The organism is Nocardia sp. NPDC050717 (assembly GCF_040654275.1).
Classification (GTDB): domain Bacteria; phylum Actinomycetota; class Actinomycetes; order Mycobacteriales; family Mycobacteriaceae; genus Nocardia.
Genome location: NZ_JBFAHR010000003.1, coordinates 392,318 through 411,697 on the forward strand (window position 1 = coordinate 392,318; position 19,380 = coordinate 411,697).

10 protein-coding genes are annotated in these 19,380 nt (G+C 71.0%); 2 read left to right on the forward strand and 8 right to left on the reverse strand.

The window, feature by feature from the left end; genetic code table 11:
* Window positions 1–521: 521 nt before the first annotated feature.
* The gene (locus AB0H56_RS10170) at window positions 522–644 is read right to left on the reverse strand and encodes a DUF4172 domain-containing protein (RefSeq protein ID WP_357160023.1); all 123 of its coding nucleotides are present in this window, start codon (window positions 642–644) and stop codon (window positions 522–524) included.
* A 223-nt stretch (window positions 645–867) separates the two neighbouring features.
* On the reverse strand, window positions 868–2,076 hold the full coding sequence (locus tag AB0H56_RS10175) for an alpha/beta fold hydrolase (RefSeq protein ID WP_357160026.1): 1,209 nt from the start codon (window positions 2,074–2,076) through the stop codon (window positions 868–870).
* A 693-nt stretch (window positions 2,077–2,769) separates the two neighbouring features.
* Here AB0H56_RS10175 and AB0H56_RS10180 point away from each other — a divergent pair.
* Together AB0H56_RS10180 and AB0H56_RS10185 are read left to right on the forward strand one after the other, a co-directional pair.
* Window positions 2,770–3,003, forward strand: coding sequence for a CopG family transcriptional regulator (locus tag AB0H56_RS10180; protein ID WP_357160029.1), 234 nt, complete (start codon window positions 2,770–2,772; stop codon window positions 3,001–3,003).
* Window positions 3,000–3,446 (forward strand): PIN domain-containing protein, encoded by a 447-nt coding sequence (locus tag AB0H56_RS10185; protein WP_357160032.1) that lies wholly within the window; start codon window positions 3,000–3,002, stop codon window positions 3,444–3,446. Before AB0H56_RS10180 ends, AB0H56_RS10185 begins: the two co-directional genes overlap by 4 nt.
* 8 nt (window positions 3,447–3,454) lie before the next feature.
* On the opposite strand, the gene AB0H56_RS10190 is transcribed toward AB0H56_RS10185, so the two are convergent.
* From AB0H56_RS10190 to AB0H56_RS10215, 6 genes are all read right to left on the reverse strand, one after another.
* A complete protein-coding gene (locus AB0H56_RS10190; protein WP_110037206.1) occupies window positions 3,455–3,781 on the reverse strand; it encodes a VOC family protein in 327 nt (108 codons plus the stop codon).
* A 122-nt stretch (window positions 3,782–3,903) separates the two neighbouring features.
* Window positions 3,904–8,661, reverse strand: a complete 4,758-nt coding sequence (locus AB0H56_RS10195) for a condensation domain-containing protein (RefSeq protein ID WP_357160035.1) — start codon at window positions 8,659–8,661, stop codon at window positions 3,904–3,906.
* A 61-nt stretch (window positions 8,662–8,722) separates the two neighbouring features.
* A complete protein-coding gene (locus tag AB0H56_RS10200) occupies window positions 8,723–13,900 on the reverse strand; it encodes an amino acid adenylation domain-containing protein (RefSeq protein ID WP_357160038.1) in 5,178 nt (1,725 codons plus the stop codon).
* Between the two features lie 14 nt (window positions 13,901–13,914).
* Window positions 13,915–17,100 carry a nocobactin polyketide synthase NbtC gene (gene nbtC, locus AB0H56_RS10205; RefSeq protein WP_357160041.1) on the reverse strand — a complete coding sequence of 1,062 codons (3,186 nt, stop codon included), beginning with the start codon at window positions 17,098–17,100 and terminating at the stop codon, window positions 13,915–13,917.
* The gene (locus tag AB0H56_RS10210) at window positions 17,093–18,412 is read right to left on the reverse strand and encodes a polyketide synthase (RefSeq protein WP_357160044.1); all 1,320 of its coding nucleotides are present in this window, start codon (window positions 18,410–18,412) and stop codon (window positions 17,093–17,095) included. The genes nbtC and AB0H56_RS10210 overlap by 8 nt, the downstream gene beginning before the upstream one ends.
* The gene (locus AB0H56_RS10215) at window positions 18,409–19,161 is read right to left on the reverse strand and encodes an alpha/beta fold hydrolase (RefSeq protein WP_232996621.1); all 753 of its coding nucleotides are present in this window, start codon (window positions 19,159–19,161) and stop codon (window positions 18,409–18,411) included. Before AB0H56_RS10215 ends, AB0H56_RS10210 begins: the two co-directional genes overlap by 4 nt.
* Between the last annotated feature and the right edge of the window lie 219 nt (window positions 19,162–19,380).

The following is a 19,380-nucleotide window of genomic DNA, read 5'->3' on the forward strand; positions in this document are numbered from 1 at the left end:
GGAGGAGGGCTGATACGTGCCGCGAACGGACGATCAAGGGATCAGGTCGATCCCAGTCGCGGCAATAAGGTACCTCGCACGTTCAGGACAGATGGGCAATGGATCTGGACGGGCGCAACCCGCTACTATCTGGAGCATTACGGAATAGCGCCTGAGGCCGAGTTTCTGACATATATCGAGTCGCGCGAATATTATGCTTCGCTGCCCGATGCCGACACGATTGCACTCGCAGTGCGCATGCTGGCGGATCGCCGAGGGTAGACGGCCCGCGCGCGAGCGCCGTGACCATCCAAGTCTCGGACAGGGTTCGGGAGAAGACCAAAGACGCTGGCGACCCTGACGCCGGGGGAGGCGTTCGACTCGCTCGCAGAAGGTCCCGTCGGGGCGCGGAGCTGCCGACCCTGGTCCCGATGCGCCAGTCAGAGGACGAGTTGCGTGAGTTCATGGGGCGCGTGATCGATCGCCTGGATTCGATTCGACCGTGGCCGATACTGCCTACCCGAAGACCATCTGGTGAAGTTTCAGGGGATGCGACCTGTCGCGTGCGCGACCGCCCCGATCGCACCGGTCAACGCCGCGGCGTCGTACCGGAGGGCGGGCCAAGCGGGATCCTCCCAGATGTGCGGACGCGATCGGTGTGCCACGCAGCGATTCTACGCTTATTCTCCGCATATTTTGCGTCGAATAGGTGGTGATGCACCGCAACGCAAATGAGTTACATCGAGCTCATCTGGAGCGTGCGCAGGAGTATCGCGGATCAACGAAACCGGATGCTCGAGCTCGAGGCAGTCGAAGAGGGGTAGCCGGCCAACCTCGGCTACCCCTCGTTCGGATCGGGCGGGGGTTTCGACCGTCCCGCCCGGTGGATTACAGCGAACCACCTCCGCCGATCACCCACGGGTTGAAGGTGCAGGTGAGGTTGGGGTTTTGGATGGGGTCGAGGGCGCGCAGGGCGATGGAGAGGGCGCGCGGGGAGTACATCATCGTCAGGTGGTCGGAGACGTCTTGTTCGCAGCCGTCCTGGAGGGTGATGTTGTTGACGGTGGCGCCGGGGCCCTGGTCGAGGAAGGTCAGCTCGTAGGGGTTGGTGACCTCGTCGTAGCGGGTGCCGACCACGGTGTAGTCGACGCCGGGGACGGTGTCACCGTTGGCGTTGAGCTGCTTGACGAAGTCGGAGCCGACGGTCTGCTGGATGCCCGCGTGGCCGACGAAGATCTCGATCGGGCCCAGGATGTCGATACCCAGGTTGTTGATCGCGCGGCCGAGGGCGCCGATGCCGTCGAGGCTGGTGCCGTGGTGGGTGGCGCCGTAGGTGATGAGGTTCTTCACCTTGGCCGCGCCGCCCTCGTACTTGGTGTACCAGTTGGCCATCGAACCACCCTGCGAGTGGGCGATGATGTCGACTTCCTCGGCGCCGGTGGCCGCGAGCACGCGGTCGACGAACGCCGCGGTCTGCTTGGCGGAGTCCTGGATGTAGCCGGTGCCCATCACGCCGGGGATGAACGAGCCGAGGCCGCCACCCTCGAGCATGTTGGAGCGGCCGTAGTTGAAGGTGAACGTGCAGAAGCCGGCGTCCTTGATCGGCTGGCCCATGTAGGCGTAGCCGTTGTAGGCGTTCATCCAGGTGCCGTGCAGCAGCACCACCGGGCGGGGGTGCTCGGCGGTCGGCTTGCAGTTCCAGTCGTTGGTGCCCGGGGCCGCCGCGTCGTTGTTGAGCAGGCCGTAGCCGAATGCCGCGAGGAACGAGGTGGAGGCGGGGCCGGGCGCGCCCGGGTCGGACGAGTAGCCGCCGGAGGAGCCGGAGCTGGAGCCGGAGCCGCCGTAGCAGTCGCCCGAGCCGTTGCCCGAGCCCGCGCCACTGCCCGAGGTGCACGCCGAGCCGGTGCCGCCGAGTCCGCCGTCCGTGCCCCAGGCGACCTGGCGGCCCCCGCGGATGATGTCGGCGAGTGCCTGTTCGGTGGGCGCGGCCTGCGGGTCCGCCGCCGCCCCCGCCCCGGTGAGGGCGACAGCGAGTGCGCTGACGCCCGTGAGTATCGCCGCACACACCGATCGTGTGCGACCACGGGATATGGTCATACAATTCTGCCTTTCGCCTGCGGTCACGAATCGACCCGTGAGCCGCACCGACGATAAGTCGGCAAATTCGTCGGCGAATTCTCTTGCCGCGCAGTCTTGTAGACCTCACCAAGGTCCTGACCAGGGCCCATGGCCGGGCACAGAAATACCGGTGATCGAATCATCGACCGGAATTCAGTGAACAGTTACCGGCAATATCCGATTGCCGAATTCACTGTGAAGGTGCACTGATCCGGGCGCGTGGTCAGCCCGGTTCGAGGTAGCCGTTGACGATGACGAGCGTCGTATCGGGCGCGATGTAGCCCTGTGCCCCGTACCTGAACAGCGGCTGGGGATCGAACCATTCCGCCCAGTCGACCGCGCGACCGCGCGACAGGAACCGAGATCATGCGATCCCACTCGGCCGACCAACCCGTGCGCCTGCCGATCTCCCGCATCGTGATGGGGGATTCGCCCCTCTCCAGCACCGCGCGCACCTCTTTTTGCAGCGCCACGAAATTGCCGAGCGCGCGCCCGCGTGGACGCACATCCAAGGTCCCCGCCGAACAGTCCAGCTCGGCCCGACCGTTCGGCACGAACCCGCACGAGGCGAGCACCGAGCACAACACGGCCACCCCGACGACCCTGCGCACAGGACTCTCTCCCCGACCTCGATCCAGGCAGACCAAGTGGCATATATGCTAGCATGCACATATGCCACTCAAGCGGACGATGGTCTACGCCGAAGCCGATGACTTGGCGGTGATCAAGGATGCCGCCGCGCGCTCGGACGCGAGCGAAGCGGAGATCATCCGTGAGGCGATCCATCTGGCCGCGATGCGTTTGCGGCGACGATCCGAGCCGCTGCGACTGCGGCGCTTCGCCAGCGGTGATCCCACGCTCGCCGCCCGAACCGAGGAGATTCTCGCCGAAGACGGCGTTGCGTGACCGGAACCGGGATCGTCATCGCTGATACGTCCGGTCTGCTCGCCGCCTTCGACACCTCCGCGCCCGAGAGTGACGCGGCCTTCGCCGCTCTCGAGCGCGCGGGGCTTGTCGTGCTGTCACCGTTGGCCTTCGCGGAGCTCGATCATGTGGGTAAGCGGGAACTCGGCCGCGGCCGGGCTCAGTCGATGATCGAGGACCTCACCGCGCAAGTCCGCCTCGGCGCCTTCGAGATCGCCGTGATCACCGCCGACATTCTCGACCAGGCGAATGCGGTGCGCACGCTGTATCCAGCGCTGAATCTCGACCTCGCCGACGCGGTATGTGTCGCCTTGGCTGCGGAGTACGAGACCGATGCGGTGCTGACCCTCGACCATCGCGACTTCCGCACGCTGACACCGTTGACGGCGCACCGCGCGTTCCGGGTTCTCCCAGCAGATCTGTGATCAGCCCGCTATTTCCCCCGTAGCCCGAAGGGGTTGCCGTCCTTGTCGGCGAGGACGCAGATGCGCAGGTCGGGGGCCACGGTGCGCGGGGGTGATTGTTCGGTGGCGCCCGCCGCGAGCAGGGCGGAGCGGGTGGCGTCGAGGTCGTCGACGTCGGTCATGGCGACGGGGCCGCCCTCGCCCTGGGGGTTGAGGCTGATCTCGAAGCCGTTGACGTTGAAACCGACGTAGTACGGCTGGTCGGTGTGGGGTTCGCCGTAGAGGGCGGTGTAGATCTTCTTGGCGGCGTCCAGGTCGGTGACCGGGATGACGACCGCGCCGACGGTGGGGCTCATCTGTACGTCCTTCCGAAAGACAGCGGACTGGCTCGGGCGGAGATCTGACGATGTTCCACGGACCAGCGTAATCATCGGCGGTGCCGAACGCGGGCAGTCCGGCCACCCGCGTCCGACACTGTTCAGTGCTCGATGGCGGCGGCCAGGGCTGTGAGCGCCGCGGCCCACAGCTCGGCGAGGCGGTTCGCCTGCCCCTCGGTGAACAGGGCGGTACTCCAGCGGAAGTTGGTGGTCAGGGCCGGGCCGTCGGGCGTGGTGCCGATGCCTGCGATGACGTCGAGCGCGTACCGGAGCGGGAGGTCGGGCTCCGGGTCGAGCGGCAGGGCCTCGTTGCGGGGGCCGACCAGCAGCGACCACGCGTCCCCCTCGGCGCCGGAGAGATCGATGCGGCCCAGGTAGTTGAACTCGACCTGCGGTTCGGCGCCGCGCAGTTCGCCGACCCGGTCGACGTAGCGGAGCAGACCGTAGTCGAGTCCCTGGTTGGGGATCTCGCGCAGATGGGTGGACACACTGTCGAGGAGCGCACGCGCGGCAGCCGGATTCGCTTGGGCGCCCGCCACATCCACCGAACCGGTGCCGACGCCGAGGCGCACCGGGAACACGCTGGTGAACCAGCCGAGGGTGTTGGCGGTGTCGGTGCCGAGTTCGGCATCGGCGCGCCCGTGACCTTCCAGCGCGATCAAAGCGCCTGCGGCGGGGTCGTTTCCGTTGTCGGCGTGGACCGAGGCCATGGTCATGGCGAGGGCGGTGAGCAGCAGCTCGCGCACGCCCTCGTCCTTGCCGAGACGGCCGAGCAGACGTTCGGTCAGCGCCACCGGGGTGACGACCGGGCGCACCCGCAGGGTGGACCAGGTGTCGGTCGCCGGCGCGGGGTGACGAGACCCGAGCGCGGCGTCGGGCGCGGCCACCTGGGCGGCCCAGTAGGCGCGCTGGGCGAGCACTTCGGGCTCGCTCGCACGCCGCCACATGGCCTCCGACCACTGCCGGTAGGAGGTGAACTCGGGCAGCATCTTCGGGGCGACGCCGGACTGGATCTGCTGCCAGGCGGCGGCGAGCCCGTCGATCATGATGTGCCAGGAGACGACATCGACCGCGAGGTGATGGATCGCGAGCAGCAGGACCTCGCCGTCGCCTTCCGATTCGGCGAACCATACCGCGCGCACCATCGCGCCAGCGCGCGGGTCGATGTCGTCGTTGGCGATACGCGCGAATCGCGTGATGGCCGTGTCGAGTTCGGCGCAGGCGAGCCCGCGCGGTGCTTCGATGACGATGTCGGCGGCCCGCACCGCGCCGGGTGCGCGGGTGACCAGGCGCGGTCCCTCGGCGGTGTCGGTGAGCACGGCGCGCAGCGTGTCGTGCGCGTCGAGCAGGGCCTGGAGGGTGGCTTCCAGTCCGGCGCGATCGATTCCGGCGGGCAGCCGCAGCAGCGCGCTCTGCGTGAAACGACGGTAGTTGCCGTACTCGTACATCCAGGAGACGACCGGCAGCGGCGGGACGACACCGTAGTCGTCGTCGGATTTCGCGGCGGCGACCGGTGATTCGTCGATCGCGGCGGCCAGTTCGCGAATCGTGGGGCAGGCGAGCACCATGCGCGGGTTCAGCGCGAGGCCACGGCGGCGGGCCTTGTTGACCAGCGAGATCGCGACGATGCTGTCGACACCGAGTTCGTAGAAGTCGGCGTCGACACCGGGGGCGCGGCCGTCGAACAGTTCGGCGAAGACCTCGCTCAGCGCGATCTCGGTGGGGGTCTCGGCGGCGGCGTTGCCCTCGGCCGCGGCGAGGGTCTGCTCGGCGAGCCGAAGCAGGGCGTGCCCGTCCAGCTTGCCGTTGACGTTCACCGGCAGCTGGTCGAGCACGACGATGCGCGCGGGAATCATGTACGCGGGCAGGCGCTGCGCCAGATCGGCGCGCACCCGGCTCACGACCACCGCGCGCCCGGCCTTGCCGACGACGAAGCCGACCAGCGAGGCGCCACCGGCGCGCCGCACCACGGTCACCGCGGCCGTGTCGATCTCGGCGGAGCGGCGCAGCGCGGTCTCGATCTCGCCGACCTCGATGCGGTAGCCACGCACCTTGACCTGCGCGTCGGCGCGGCCGAGGTAGCCGAAGCGGCCACCGGGGAGCCTGCGAACGAGATCGCCGGTGCGGTACATGCGTCGGCCCGGGCGGTGCGGGTCGGCGCAGAACCGGTCGGCGGTGATGCCGGGTTTGCCGAGGTAGCCGCGGGCCAGCTGCACACCCGACAGGTAGAGCTCGCCGACGATGCCGGGCGGTACGGGCCGCAGGCGGGAGTCGAGGACGTAGCCGACCATGCCTTCGTTGGCGGTGCCGATGGTCGGGATGTCGGAGCTGGCGACCGGCGCGACGACCGCCTCGACGGTGGTCTCGGTCGGACCGTAGCAGTTGTAGACCGCAGTGCCCGGCAGGGCGCGCAGGCGGGCCCACAGCGCGGTGTCGATGGCCTCGCCGCCGAGCGCGAGCACCGGCAGTTCCCGGTCGAGCAGGCCCGCCGCGGCCAGCTGTGCCAGCATGGACGGGGTGGTGTCGATCATGTCGACGCCGAATTCGGCCATCCCCGAGACGATTCGGTTCGCGTCGCGCATCTCCTCGCTGTCGAACAGATGCAGGGTCTGGCCGGCGAAGAGGCCGACCATCGGCTGCCAGGACGCGTCGAACCCGAGCGACCACGCGTGCGCGATCCGCAGCGGGCGACCGAGTTTCGCCATGGCGGGCCGGTAGAAGCGAGCCAGGTGGTCGGCGAAGTATCCGGCCAGCGCGGCGTTCGTACCGACCACGCCCTTGGGTTCGCCGGTGGAGCCGGAGGTGAAGATGATGTAGGCGCTGTGCTCGAGGTCGCGGTGCACCCCTGGGGCCTGCGCGGGGCGGGCGGCGACGCGGGCGGCCACGGCCGGGTCGTCGAGGACCAGCACCTGAGTGGCCTGCGGCCCGAATCGCGCACCGACTCCGGTCCCCGCGGTGGACGCCGCGAGGCAGGCGGCAGGCACCACATCGCGCACGACCGCGGCGGATCGCCCTGCCTCGTGAGCGCCCGCCGAATATCCGGTGGCAGCAGAATCCTCGGCCTCCGCCGGTGCGCGTTCCGGCCGCACGAAGGCCGGCTCGGACTCCACCGGTCCCGTGGCGGTGTCGATACCGGCAAGGGCCGCGGCCTCCGCGAGCAGGGCGCGGTCTCGGTCATCGATGACTACCAGCGCCGGATTCGATTGGCACAGAATCGAAGCGATGCGCTCGGCGGGCAGCGTGATGTCGACCGGGACGTAAGCGGCGCCGGCGGCGAAGGTGGCCAGAATGGTGACGACCGATGCCGACCCCCGCGGGAGCATCAGCGCGACAACGGTTTCCGGGCCGACGCCGTGCGCGGCGAACTCCCCCGCGAGCCGGCAGGCCCGGGCGTGCAGCTCGCCGTAGGTGAGAACCTCGCCAACCGTGGTGGCGAGGGCGGTCGCGTCCGGCGTCGCGGCGGCCTGGCCCGCGAACAGGTCCCACGGCGTCTCCGTCGGCGCCGGGGCGAGGTCGGCGGCCGCCGCCGCGAGGTCGGCGTGCTCCTCCGCGCTGAGCAGGTCGATCGCGTCGAGGGTGGCGGCGGCGTCGAGATCGGGCAGCGTGCGCAGGATGCGCACCAGACGCTGCCCCAGGTCGGCGGGGTCGAGGTGGCCCAGCAGCGCGGGGAGCGCCTCGACGAGGACGAGCAGCTCCCCCTCGCTCAGGTGCGAGACGACGGTGAGCGGGTAGTGCGCGAGGCTTTCCATCTCGATCGGCCGGAACTGTGCGCCGTCCGGGGTGGTGACCGTCTGGATGGCGTCGTCGATCGGGGCGTTCTCGAACACGAACAGGGTGTCGAAGAGGGCGCCGTGCCCGGCGGCGCGTTGCAGCGTCGACAGGCTCAGGTAGCCGATGTCGCGCATGGTGGACGAATCCCGTTGCAGGCGCGCGCATTGCGCGACGACGGGTTCGGCCGGGTCGAGCCGGTGCACGACCGGAACGGTGTTGATGAACAGGCCGACCATGCCCTCCACGCCCGTGAGCTTCTCGGGACGGCCGGAGATGGTGGTGCCGTAGACGACGTCGCGGCGGTCGGTGATCCGGCCGAGCAGCAGCGTCCAGGCGAACTGCACGGCGGTGTTGAGTGTCATGCCGTTGGCGCGGGCCCACCGCTGCAGCCGCTCGGTCTCGGTGGCGGACAGGCGAAGTCGTGTGGTCTCCGGCACGGTGGAACCGCTCGTCGCGGTGCCGTCGGCCAGCACCAGCGGCGCGCCGACCTGCCCCAGGTACTCGGCCCAGCGGGCGGCCGCGGCGGCGTGGTCCTGGGCGCCGAGCCAGCCGATGTAGTCGCGGTAGGGGCGCGGCGCGGGCAGCCCGTCGAGGCGTCCGCCCGCCCGGTAGACGGCGAGCAGTTCGGTGAAGAACACCGCGACCGCCCAGCCGTCCATGAGGATGTGGTGCGCGGTGAGGATCATCCGCTTGCGCGGCGTGGGCGCGTCGGTGACGTCGAGCAGCAGCACCCGCAGTGCGGGACCGCGGCTGAGCACGAACGGGATGCGCCGCTCGGACTCGGCGATCGCGTCGAACTCCGACGAACTCGCCGCGCGTTCGGTCCACGGCAGTTCCGCCCTGGACGGGATGATCTGCACCGGTTTGGGCACATCGGTGTCCCAGAACGCGGCCCGCAGGTTCGGGTGCCGGTCCAGCATCGCCTGGGCGCTGCGGCGCAGCAGGTCGGTGTCGAGCGGGCCGTCGATGTCCACCACGAACTGCATGGTGTACAGGTCGATCTCGGTGCCCGCGATCCGCGACAGCGAGAACAGACCCTCCTGCAGCGGACTCAGCGCGAGTACGTCTTCGATCTGCGGCGCACTCATGCTGCGTCCTCTCCTAGCTGGGTGATCGTGCTGCGGCGGCGCCGCCGTGGTGCTGAGCCGGTCATTCCTGTGCGGACCAGGCTGCGGTCAACGCCGACAGCGCGTCCGAGTCGAGACCGGATGCGCTCATCGGCGCGTGCGTCACCTGTTCGGGCTCCTCGGTCTTCGCCGGCTCCGAGGCCGCGGCGGCGTCCACCGCGGCGGCCAGTTCGGTGATCGTCGCGCACTCGAACACGAGCTGCGGGGTCAGCGGCAGGCCGAGCTCCGCGGCGCGGGCCGACCACTGGATGGAGATCACGCTGTCGCCGCCGAGGGCGAAGAAGTTGTCCTCGCCGGTGACGTCGTCGATCTCGAGCAGTTCCTCGATCAGCCTGATCAGAGCGCTTTCGGTGTCCGAGCCCGCCGCGACCGCGCCGGCGACCGCCACGGCGGCAGCCGGTTCGGGCGCGGTGCGCAGCCGGTCGAGGTCGGCCTCGGGCAGCACCCGGAGGTCGGTGACCGGCAGGTCGGGGGTCTCGGCGAAGGCCCGCAGGGTGGCGGCCAGGGCGTCGGCGATGAGGGCCGCGGTGGCCGGGTCGTAGAGGTCGGCGTTGACGACGACGCGCACGTCCATGCCGCCGTCGGCGGTGACGTTCAGGCTCAGGTTCAGATCCAGGAACGAGACGTCGAAGTCGGCGGGTAGCACGGTCACCGTCGACGCGCCCGAGGACGCGAACGGCAGGGTGGCCGGGGCCCAGTCGGCGCCACGGAAGTGGATCATGCTCTGGAACAGGGGGTTCCGGGAGCGTGAGCGGCGGGGGTTGAGCGCTTCGACGAGCCGTTCGATCGGCAGATCCTGGTGCGCGTTGGCGTCGAGGACGACATCGCGCGCCGCGAGCACGGTGTCGCGCAGGGTCGGCGCGCCCGTGAAGTCGTTGCGCAGCACCACCATGTTGGCGAACAGGCCGATCAGGTTCGTGGTGGCCGGGTCGGTCCTGGCCGCCACCGGCGTGCCGAGGGTGATGTCGGTGCCGCCGCCGAGGGTGTGCAGCAGGGTGGCCACCGCGGCCTGGCAGACCATGAATTCGGTGGCGCCGCTGCGCATCGCGAGCGCTTCCAGGCCCGAGCGCACGCCGGCGGGCAGCGTGAAGGTGACCACCTCGCCGCGCTTGCCGAGCACCGGCGGACGCGGACGGTCGTGGGCGACCGCGATCTCCTCGGGCACCCCGGCCAGGGCCGAGCGCCAGTATTCGATCTGGGCCAGCGCGAACTCGCTCGGCGCGGCCTGGTCGAACAGCTCGCGCTGCCAGAGCGCGTAGTCGGCGAACTGGATCGGCAGCGGCTGCCAGCTCGGCGCCGCACCCGACTCGACGCGCGCACGGTAGGCGGTGGTCAGGTCGTCGAGCAGCACGCCGAAGGACGCGTGGTCGGCGACGATGTGGTGCACCAGCAGCGACAGCACGTGGGTCTCGGCGTCGAGCACGAGCAGTTCGGCGCGGAGCAGTGGTTCGCCGTCGAGGGTGAACGCGTATGTCGCGATCTCGGCCAGCTCGGCGGACAGCTCGGCGGGCGCGATCTCCCGGATCGGCAGCGGCACCGCGGTGGCGGGGTGCACGACCTGGTACGGCAGGCCGTCCTGCTCGGGGAAGGTGGTGCGCAGGGATTCGTGCCTGGCGACGACGTCGTCGAGCGCCGAGCGCAGCGCCGCGATGTCGAGTGCGCCCTCGAAACGCAGGGCCAGCGGCAGGTTGCCGACCGAGCCCGCGCCTTCCATGCGGTACTGGAACCACATGGCCAGCTGCGAGTAGGACAGGGGGATGCGCTCGCCGCGCACCCGTCCGCCGAGGGCGGGACGTGCGGTGCGAGCCTGCGATTCCGGCCCGGCGCCGACCTGCGACTCCGCTGCCGGCGAACCGTCGATTCCGCGTGCGGCGCCGTCGTCGAACGAAACCTCCTCGGCCTCCTCGGAATCCACCGCGTCGAGGTCGATGTCGAATTCGGCGAGGAAGCGCGCGACCAGGTTCGCGGCCAGCGCGGCCGGGGTCGGGCTGTCGAAGACCACGCGCACGTCGAGTTCGACGCCGAATTCGGCGCGCACCTGGGCGACCAGCCTGGCCGCGAGCAGCGAGTGCCCGCCGAGCTCGAAGAAGGAGTCCTCGGCGCCGACCTCGTCGAGGTTGAACAGGGCACCGAACAGCGCGCACATCTTGCGCTCGGTGGCGGTGGCCGGCGCGCGGTGGGTGCGCGCGACGGCGGGGGTCGCGGCGGGCAGGGCCCGCTTGTCGAGCTTGCCGTTGACGGTCAGCGGGATCTCCGGGATCACCGCGAACGCGCTGGGCACCATGTACTCCGGCAGCCCGGCCGCGGCGAAGGCCTGCACCTGTTCCAGGTCGACGGACTCCTCGGCGGGCACCACGTAGGCGGCCAGCATCGCGCCGATGGCGGGATCCTCGGTGACGATCACGACGCAGTGGGCCACGGCCGGGTGTGCCGCGATCGCGGCCTCCACCTCACCGAGTTCGATGCGGAAACCGCGTACCTTCACCTGCTCGTCGGCGCGGCCGACGAACTCGAGTTCACCGAAGCTGTTGCGGCGCACCAGGTCACCGGAGCGGTAGAGCCGCGCGCCCGGGGTGAACGGGTCGGCGACGAAGCGCTGCGCGCTCAGCGCGGGTCGATCGAGATAGCCGCGGGCGAGCTGCTCGCCGCCCAGGTACAGCTCGCCGACGACCCCGTCGGGCACCAGGTGCAGTGCCTCGTCGAGGACATAGGTGTAGACGTTGCGGTTGGGGACACCGATCGGCACCACGCCGGTGCCCTGCGGCCCGTCGACGGGCATGTGCGTGGAGCACACCACCGCCTCGGTGGGGCCGTAGTGGTTGCGCAGCTCGGCGTCGAGGGTGTTGGCGAAGCGGTCGGCGACCTCACCGGGCAGCGCCTCGCCGCCGACGGGGACCTGGCGCAGGGTGCGCCATTCGCTCACCTCGGGCAGCAGCAGGAAGGTGCTCAGCATGGACGGCACCATGTGCAGCACCGTCACCCGGCGGCGGGTGATGAGGTCGGCGACGTAGCGGATGTCGCGGAAGGCGTTGGGCTTGGGCACGATCAGCTGCGCGCCGACGGTGAGCGTGATGGCGATGTCGACCAGCGAGGCGTCGAAGCTCACCGACGAGGACTGCATCAGCCGGTCCTCGGCGGTCATGTTCCAGTCGGCGGTGAAGCAGACGATGTGTTCGGCGATCGCCGCGTGCGGCACCGGCACGCCCTTGGGCTTGCCGGTCGAGCCGGAGGTGTAGATGACGTAGGCGAGGTTCGCGGGCAGCAGCGGGCGCACACGGTCGGCGTCGGTGGGCGCGGTCTCGGGCAGCGCCGCGGCGGCGGCCTCGGCGTCGGCCAGTTCCGGTGCGCCGAGCAGCAATCGGGGCTTCGCGTCGGCGACGAGGTACTCGATCCGGTCTTCGGGGTAGGCCGGGTCGATCGGCAGGTAGGCGCCGCCCGCCTTCAGCACGGCGAGCACGGCGACGATGAACTCCACCGAGGTGCCCAGGCGCAGGCCGACGATGTCCTCGGCGCCGATGCCCTGCCCGATCAGCCAGTGCGCCAACCGGTTCGCGCGCGCGTGCAGAACGCCGTAGCTGAGTTCGACGTCGTCGGAGGCCAGCGCGGTGGCCGCGGGGTCGGCGGCCGCGGCGGCTTCGAGCAGCGTGACCAGTGTGGTCGCGGGCTGCTCGACGAGCGGGCCGTGCGAGCGCTCCAGCAGGGCGGCGCGGTCGGTGGCGCCGAGCATGTCGAGGTCGGCGAGGCGGCGGCTCGGGTCGCGCAGGGCGGCGTCGAGCAGGTTGCCGAAGTGCGCGAGCAACTGGTCGACGAGCGGCTCGGCGAGCACGTCGGTCTGGTATTCGGCCTCGACGACGGCGGTGCCGTCGGCCTCGAGCACGATGGCCAGCGACAGCGGCACCTGCGCGCTCGCGGCGCCCAGCTCGAGCTGGGTGGAGCGCACACCGTCGATGGCGAACCCGTCGGCGCTCTTGCGCACGGAGAAGCCGAGGCGCACCAGCTGATCCATGCCGTCGCGGCCGGCCACCCGATCCGGATTGGCCTCGCGGACAACGCGATCGATGCCGACACCGCGCCGGGCGAACGCGCCGGCACAGGTCTCGCGCACGGCGGCGACCAGACCGGCGAAGTCGGTGCGCGCGCCGAGGGTGGCGCGCAGCAGCAGGGTGTTGCCGAAGTAGCCGATGAGCTGTTCGGTGCCCGCCGGGCGGTCGGTGACCGGCACGGAGACCAGGAAGTCGTCGGCGGCGGTGTAGCGGTGCACGAGCGCGTCGAAGCCGGCCAGCAGCACCATGAACGGCGTGGCGGCCTGCTCGCGCGCGAACTGCTCGGTGCGGGCGACCAGCTCGGCAGGCAGCCGATGGGTGCGGCGCTGGGCGTGCCGGCCGGGGTTCGCCGCGGCCGATCCGGGCAGTTCCAGCGGCTCGGGGAGCGGGCGCAGCGCGTCGCGCCAGTAGGCGACGTCCGCTTCGGCGGGTTCGGCGGTGGGAGCGATCGCGGCGAACTGCACGCTGTCGTCCGGGCCGGCGGGACGCGCGGTGGTCACGTCCCCGGGAACGGCGCCGGTCTCCTCGGCCGATGCCGCGCGCCGGGTCGCCGCCGCCCGGTAGGCGGCGTTCAGCTCGGCGAAGAACACCGCCCAGGAATCGTCGTCCCAGCAGATGTGGTGGATGGTGAACAGCACCACGTGCTCGTCGGCGCCGGTGCGGATCAGCGTGGCCCGCAGCGGAAGCTCGGTACCCAGCGCGAAGGGACGGTCGAAATCGCGGCGGGCCAGCACCTCCACACGCAGGTCGCGGCCGGATTCGGCGAGGTCGGTGAGGTCGTGAGTGGTCCATTCGGCACGCGCCTCGGCGGTGAACACCTGGAACGGTTCGCCCTCGGCATCGGCGCCGTAGGTGGTGCGCAGGATGTCGTGGCGGGCGACGACGGCGTCGAAGGCGGCGTGCAGGAGGTCGGCGTCGAGCGGACCGGTGAGCCGGTAGGCGACACAGATGTTGAGGGCCGTGTCGTCGGCGTCGCGGGTCTGCAGGAACCACATCCGGCGCTGGCCGGGGGTGAGCGGGCACCGCTCCCCCGCGGCGATGCGCGGGACGGCGGTCGCGGTCGGCGCCGCGGCGGCCATGCCGCTGGCACGCAGTTTCTGCTGCAGCAGCTGCTTGCGGCGCTCGGCGACGGACAGGGTGGCTTCGGTGTCTGACATGTTCTTTCGGCCCCTCAGCCCTGGTTGGTGTTCTGTGCCATCAGCAGCACGACGTCGTCGAGCGACGCCCCGCCGAGAATCGCCGCGACCGGCAGATCCCGGTCCAGCTCGGCCTTGACCCGCTTGCGGAAGTCCAAGGCCTGCAGGGAATCCAGGCCGAGCGCGACCAACGGCATGGTGGCGTCGATGGATTCGGTGCTGTCGCCGCCGATCACCTTCAGCAGCTCGGTGCGCATGCGCAGATCGAGCGGGACGGCGTCGGCGCTCGGCATTGGCGCCGCGGCCTTCGCCTGCTCCGCCTCGGTGGCCGGCGGTGGCGTGGTCGGCCGCGGTGCGGGCACAGTCGATTCGAGTCCGGTGAGCAGGCTCTCCTGGCCGAAGGCGCCGAGCACCTCGCGCAGGAAGTCCCAGTCGGCGGCGATGATCATGCCGTCGCGGACCGGCTCGGCGAGCCCGGCCGCGATCGCGTCGGCGGGAACCATCGGGTACACCCCCGCTTCCTCGACCCGGGCGAACCCGGCGTCGTCGAGCGGACCGGCCACACTCCACAGACCCCACTGGAGACTGGCCGCGGCGATGCCACGCACGCGCAGGCGACGGGCCGCGACATCGAGCATCCGGTTGGTCACCGCGTACAGGATCTGCCCGCGGCCACCGATGGTCGCGGCCATCGACGAGCACAGCAGGACCCGTGCGTCGGCGGTGAGCGGCGCGTTGTCGACGAGATTGTCCAGGCCGCGCAGCTTGGCGGCGGCCGCGGTGCGCACGTCGGCGGCGGTGATCGCGCCCAGTTCGGCGTCGACGTAGTTGACGGCGGCGTGGATCACCAGATCGGCCGGGCGATCGGCGATCCCGGCGCCGAAGGCCTTCGCGGCGACGGCATCGCTGACATCGCAGGCGCTGACCACGATCTCGGTGCTGCCGAGCCGGCGCAACCGCGCCAGTTCGCCCGCCAGCGCCTCGGTCTCACCGCTGCGGCTGAGCAGGGTGACCCGGCCCGCGCCCACCCGCGCCAGATGCTCGGTGAAGCGCAACCCCAGCTTGCCGGTGCCGCCGACGATGACGACATGGTCGAGACCTGTTCCGAGCGAACCGCTTTCGGGCACGGTGTCGGGGACGAGGCGCTTGACGAAGAGCTTGCCCGACCGCAGCGCCAGCTCGGCCTCACCGGCGGAGTGCACGGCGCCGATGATCTTGGCGGCCTGCGTCGTCGCCGGTTCGTGCGCGGCGATGTCGAGATGACGGAACCGCAGGCCCGGGTGTTCGATACCGACGCTGCGGAATCCGGCCGCCACGCCCGCCTGGAACAGACCGGGGACGGGATCGCTGTCGTGCACGGCTTCGCCGCCGACGGTGAGCAGCCAGCACTCCCCGCCCGGACGCAGCGCGGACAGCGCGGCGGCCCAGGGGCGGTCGGCGTAGAAGCGGGTCAGGGCCTCGGTCGCGTCGGCCACGCTCTCGTCACCACCGGCAGGCAGCAGGACGAGCACCGTGTCGGCGGTGATCTCGCCCGCTCCGGTTCCGGCGCGGTCGTTCCCGGACGGCGGGGCCTGAGCAGCGGCTGCCGACACGCTGTCGGCCGCGGCGAGCTCCAGCGGGCCGAGCACCCTGGCGTCGGCACCGTGGCGGTCGGCGGCCGTCAGCAGGGCGGCCGCGGTGTCGGCGCAGGCACCGGTGTGGTCGACGATGAGCAGATTGCGGGGCGCGGTCAGCGTCCGCCGCTGCAGTGGCGTCCACTCCTCCACCAGCCGTTGCGGTTTCGGCGCGCTGACGACGAGTTCGGCGGGCGTCTCGCGCGCGCCGAGCGGCGCCCACAGGCGCTTGGGGGCGGTGATCGTGTGCGGGAAATCGCGCAGCGGCAGGGTGACCGAGTCGTCGACGCGCAGCGCGTCCCACCGGTAGCCGAGATCGAGGACGGCGACCTGGGCGAGATTGCGGGTGAACTCGGACAGGTCCTCCGCCGTGCGCAACGAGGTGCCGAGGACGCGGAAGTCCCGCGGCGGCAGGCCGGGACGGGCCGGGACCTGGCTCAGGTTCTCCTGCAGTGCCAGCTGCAGGATCGGGTGCTCGGCGACCTCGATCATCAGGTCGACACCGTCGCCGCCCGCGTTGACCACGGCGCGGTCGAACCGCACCCGGTTGCGCAGGTTCCAGAACCAGTACTCCTCCTGCTTGAGGTCGGGCGTGATCGGTTCACCGAGAGTCGCTCCGTAGCAGGGGATCTCGGTGGGCGCGAAGTTCGTCGAGCTCATCTCGTCGCCGAGGAAGCCCTCGAAATCGGCCCGCACCTCGGCGACGATCGAGGTGTGCGCCGGGAAGGCGACCCGGATCTCTCTGGCGAACTGGCCACGCTCGGTGGCCGCCGCGACCAGGTCGATGACGGCGCCGCGCTCGCCGGAGATGGCGATGATGTGCGGCGAGTTGACGACCGCCAGCTCCGCCCAGCCCGAATGCCGGGCCATCAGCGCTTCCACGCTCTCGCGGTCCATACCGAACACGGCCATCGAATAGCCGCGCGGCGACAGCCGATCCGCGAGCAGGGCGCGGTGGGTCACCGCGAGGACCGAGTCGCGCAGGGTCATCACTCCGGAGACGGCGCCCGCGGCGAGCTCGCCCTGGCTGTGCCCGACGGTCGCGCTCGGTTCGACACCGGCGGCGCGCCACACAGCGGCCAGGCCGGTCATGTGGAACATCAGCGCGGGCTGGACCTCCCACACCGTGTCCTCGTACTGCCCCTCGTGACCGAGTAGGTAGTGCAGCGGCTGGGAATGGCCGAAGCGCTCCTCGTGCAGGGCCGCGCATTCGTCGACGACGGCGCGATAGGCCGCGGACTGCGCGTAGAACAGCGCGCCCATCCCCGGCCGCTGGCTGCCCTGGCCGGGGAAGACGAACCCGACGCGGCGCGCGCTCGCGGCCACGTCGCCGCGCACCACGGACGGGTGGTCGGCGTCGGTGGCGATCGCGTCGAGGGCGGCCGACAGTTCGTCGGTGGTGGCCGAACCCGCGGTGGCGAGGATCAGGGCCCGCCGACGGCGCGGCACGCGGGTGCGAAACAGCATGTCCGCCAGGCGTTCCGCACCCACCTCGGGGTGTTCGGACAGGTAGTCGCGCACGGCGGCGGCCTCGGCGCGCAGCCCGTCGACGCTGTCGGAGGACAGCAGGACGGGAACGCGCCCGTCGGGCAGACGGTACTCAGCCATGGTTGGTCTCCTCCAGCATCGGCAGGCCGACGATGGCGTGCGCGTTGGTTCCCGCGACACCGAACGAGGACACCGCGGCGTAGCGCAGGCCGTCGGCGCGCGGCGCCCAGTCGGTGAGTTTCGCGGCGAGCCGCAGACTGGTCGCGTCCCAGTCGATGTCGGTGGTCGGGGCATCGGCCCACAGGCTCGGCGCGATCGCGCCGTGCGCGCCGCACAGCAGCACCTTGATCAGCCCGAGCATGCCCGACGCCGCCTGGGCGTGACCCGCGTTGGACTTCACCGAGCCGAGCAACGGGGTGTCGGGACGGTCGGCGGCACCGTAAGTGGCCGCCAGCGCGGTCAATTCGAGCGGATCGCCGACGGCGGTGCCGGTGCCGTGCCCCTCGATGAGACCGATCGCGCTCGCGTCGATCCCGGCCGCGGCGACGGTGGCCTCGATGAGCCGCTGCTGGGCGGCCGCGCTGGGCACCGCGATCGGCGCGCCCGCGCCGTTGTGGTTGACCCGCGAGCCGAGCAGCTGACCGTAGATCCGGTGACCGAGCGCCTTCGCCCGCGACTCCCGTTCCAGCACGACGACGCCGGCGCCCTCGCCCCACAGGGTCCCGGTCGGATCGGCGGCGTAGGAACGGCAGTGGCCGTCGGTGGCCAGCGCGTTGTTCTTGGAGAACTCGTAGAACGCGCCGGGCGAACCCATCACGCACACGCCACCGGCCAGCGCCCAGTCGCACTCGCCCGCGCGCACGGCGGCGGCGGCCTGGTGCACCGCGGTCAGCGAGGACGCGCACGCGGTGTCGACGCTGATCGACGGGCCGATCAGGCCGAGCCCGTGCGAGATCCGGCCCGCCACCGCGCCGAGCGCGGTGCCGGTGGCGCGGTAGCCGCTGTACTCGTTGACCTCGCCGACGCGCGGTCCGTACTCGACCGTCGACACGCCCATCCAGACGCCGGCCGGATCACCGTCGAGCGCACCGGGATTGACGCCCGCGTGCTCGAGCGCGCGCCACGCCACCCGCAGGGCGACCCGCTGCTGCGGGTCCATGGCCACGGCCTCGCGCGGGGTGATGCCGAAGAACTGGGCGTCGAATTCGGTGGCGCCGTCGAGGAAGCCGCCCGCGTCGCGCACGGGCGCCCAGCCGTCGAGCCTGCCGAGGGCGAACAGTTCGTCGAGCGGCCAGTCCCGATCACGGGGAAAGGGCCCGATGAGTTCGCGGCCGTCGGCCAGCGCCGACCAGAAGGCGGGCAGGGTGTCGACGCCGCCGGGGGCCTCGACTCCCATGCCGACGATGACGATGGGATCGGTGTCCTGAGTCATCGGGCGAGCGCCTGACCCGCGAGCACCTCGGCGACACCGTCGATGTTCTCGTCGATGTAGAAGTGGCCGCCCGCGAACAGGTTGACCTCGATCGAGGCGGTGGTGCTCTGCTCCCAGCCGTACAGATCACGGGGACCGACGAACGGGTCGTCGTCGCCGCCGAGCACCAGCAGGGGCGCGGCGACCTGGACGTCGGCGCCGCAGGAGTACGCGTCGAAGGCGCGGTAGTCGGCCTTGAGGACCGGCAGCGCCATCCGCATGACCTCGCGGCTGGCCATCACGTCGGCGCCGGTGCCGTTGAGCGCGGACATGTGGTCGAGCAGTTCCTCGTCCTCGGTGGGATGCCCTGGCAGCTCGGCGATCCGGTGCGGGGCGGCCGCGGCGGAGACCACCAGCAAACGCACGGCCAACCCGGCGGCCTCGGCCAGCCGGACGAACTCGAAGGCGGCGATCGAGCCCATGCTGTGGCCGAAGACGGTCAGCGGGGCGCCGGTGTCGCGGGCCGAGCCGCGGAAGGCCTCGAAGGCGCCTGCGGCGAGCTCGGGCAGGGTCTGCGCGGCGGGTTCGGCCAGGCGGTCCTGGCGGCCCGGGTACTGCACGATGACGGTGTCGAAGTCCTGGCTCATCCGCTTGGCGAACACCCGGTAGGCCGACGCGCCGGCCCCCGCGTGCGGGAAGACGATCAGCGGCGGTAGGGAATCGGTCCTGGGGGCCTGGAATTGCCTGATCCAGCCGAGTTCTCTTGCCATGTCTCTCCCTCACCGGCCACGCAGGGTCACGCCGCCGTTTCGCACTGTCCAACTCCGCGCGCAGGCACGGACCGGCTCGCGCAGTCGCACGGAACCGGGGCGAATCCTGTTGCACCCGAGACCGACCCGGGATGCCGGTCCGGCAACCATCGGGCGATCGGTCGGGCAACAATATCATCCGGCCATTAGTATAGGCTAGCCTTACCATTGACGTGACAA

What these genes read in the sequence shown, in the direction of transcription:
- AB0H56_RS10175 (WP_357160026.1), bottom strand. Translation starts at nt 2,076, where the DNA reads ATGACCATATCCCGTGGTCGCACACGATCGGTGTGTGCGGCGATACTC.
- AB0H56_RS10180 (WP_357160029.1), top strand. Translation starts at nt 2,770, where the DNA reads ATGCCACTCAAGCGGACGATGGTCTACGCCGAAGCCGATGACTTGGCG.
- AB0H56_RS10190 (WP_110037206.1), bottom strand. Translation starts at nt 3,781, where the DNA reads ATGAGCCCCACCGTCGGCGCGGTCGTCATCCCGGTCACCGACCTGGAC.
- AB0H56_RS10195 (WP_357160035.1), bottom strand. Translation starts at nt 8,661, where the DNA reads ATGAGTGCGCCGCAGATCGAAGACGTACTCGCGCTGAGTCCGCTGCAG.
- AB0H56_RS10200 (WP_357160038.1), bottom strand. Translation starts at nt 13,900, where the DNA reads ATGTCAGACACCGAAGCCACCCTGTCCGTCGCCGAGCGCCGCAAGCAG.
- nbtC (WP_357160041.1), bottom strand. Translation starts at nt 17,100, where the DNA reads ATGGCTGAGTACCGTCTGCCCGACGGGCGCGTTCCCGTCCTGCTGTCC.
- AB0H56_RS10210 (WP_357160044.1), bottom strand. Translation starts at nt 18,412, where the DNA reads ATGACTCAGGACACCGATCCCATCGTCATCGTCGGCATGGGAGTCGAG.
- AB0H56_RS10215 (WP_232996621.1), bottom strand. Translation starts at nt 19,161, where the DNA reads ATGGCAAGAGAACTCGGCTGGATCAGGCAATTCCAGGCCCCCAGGACC.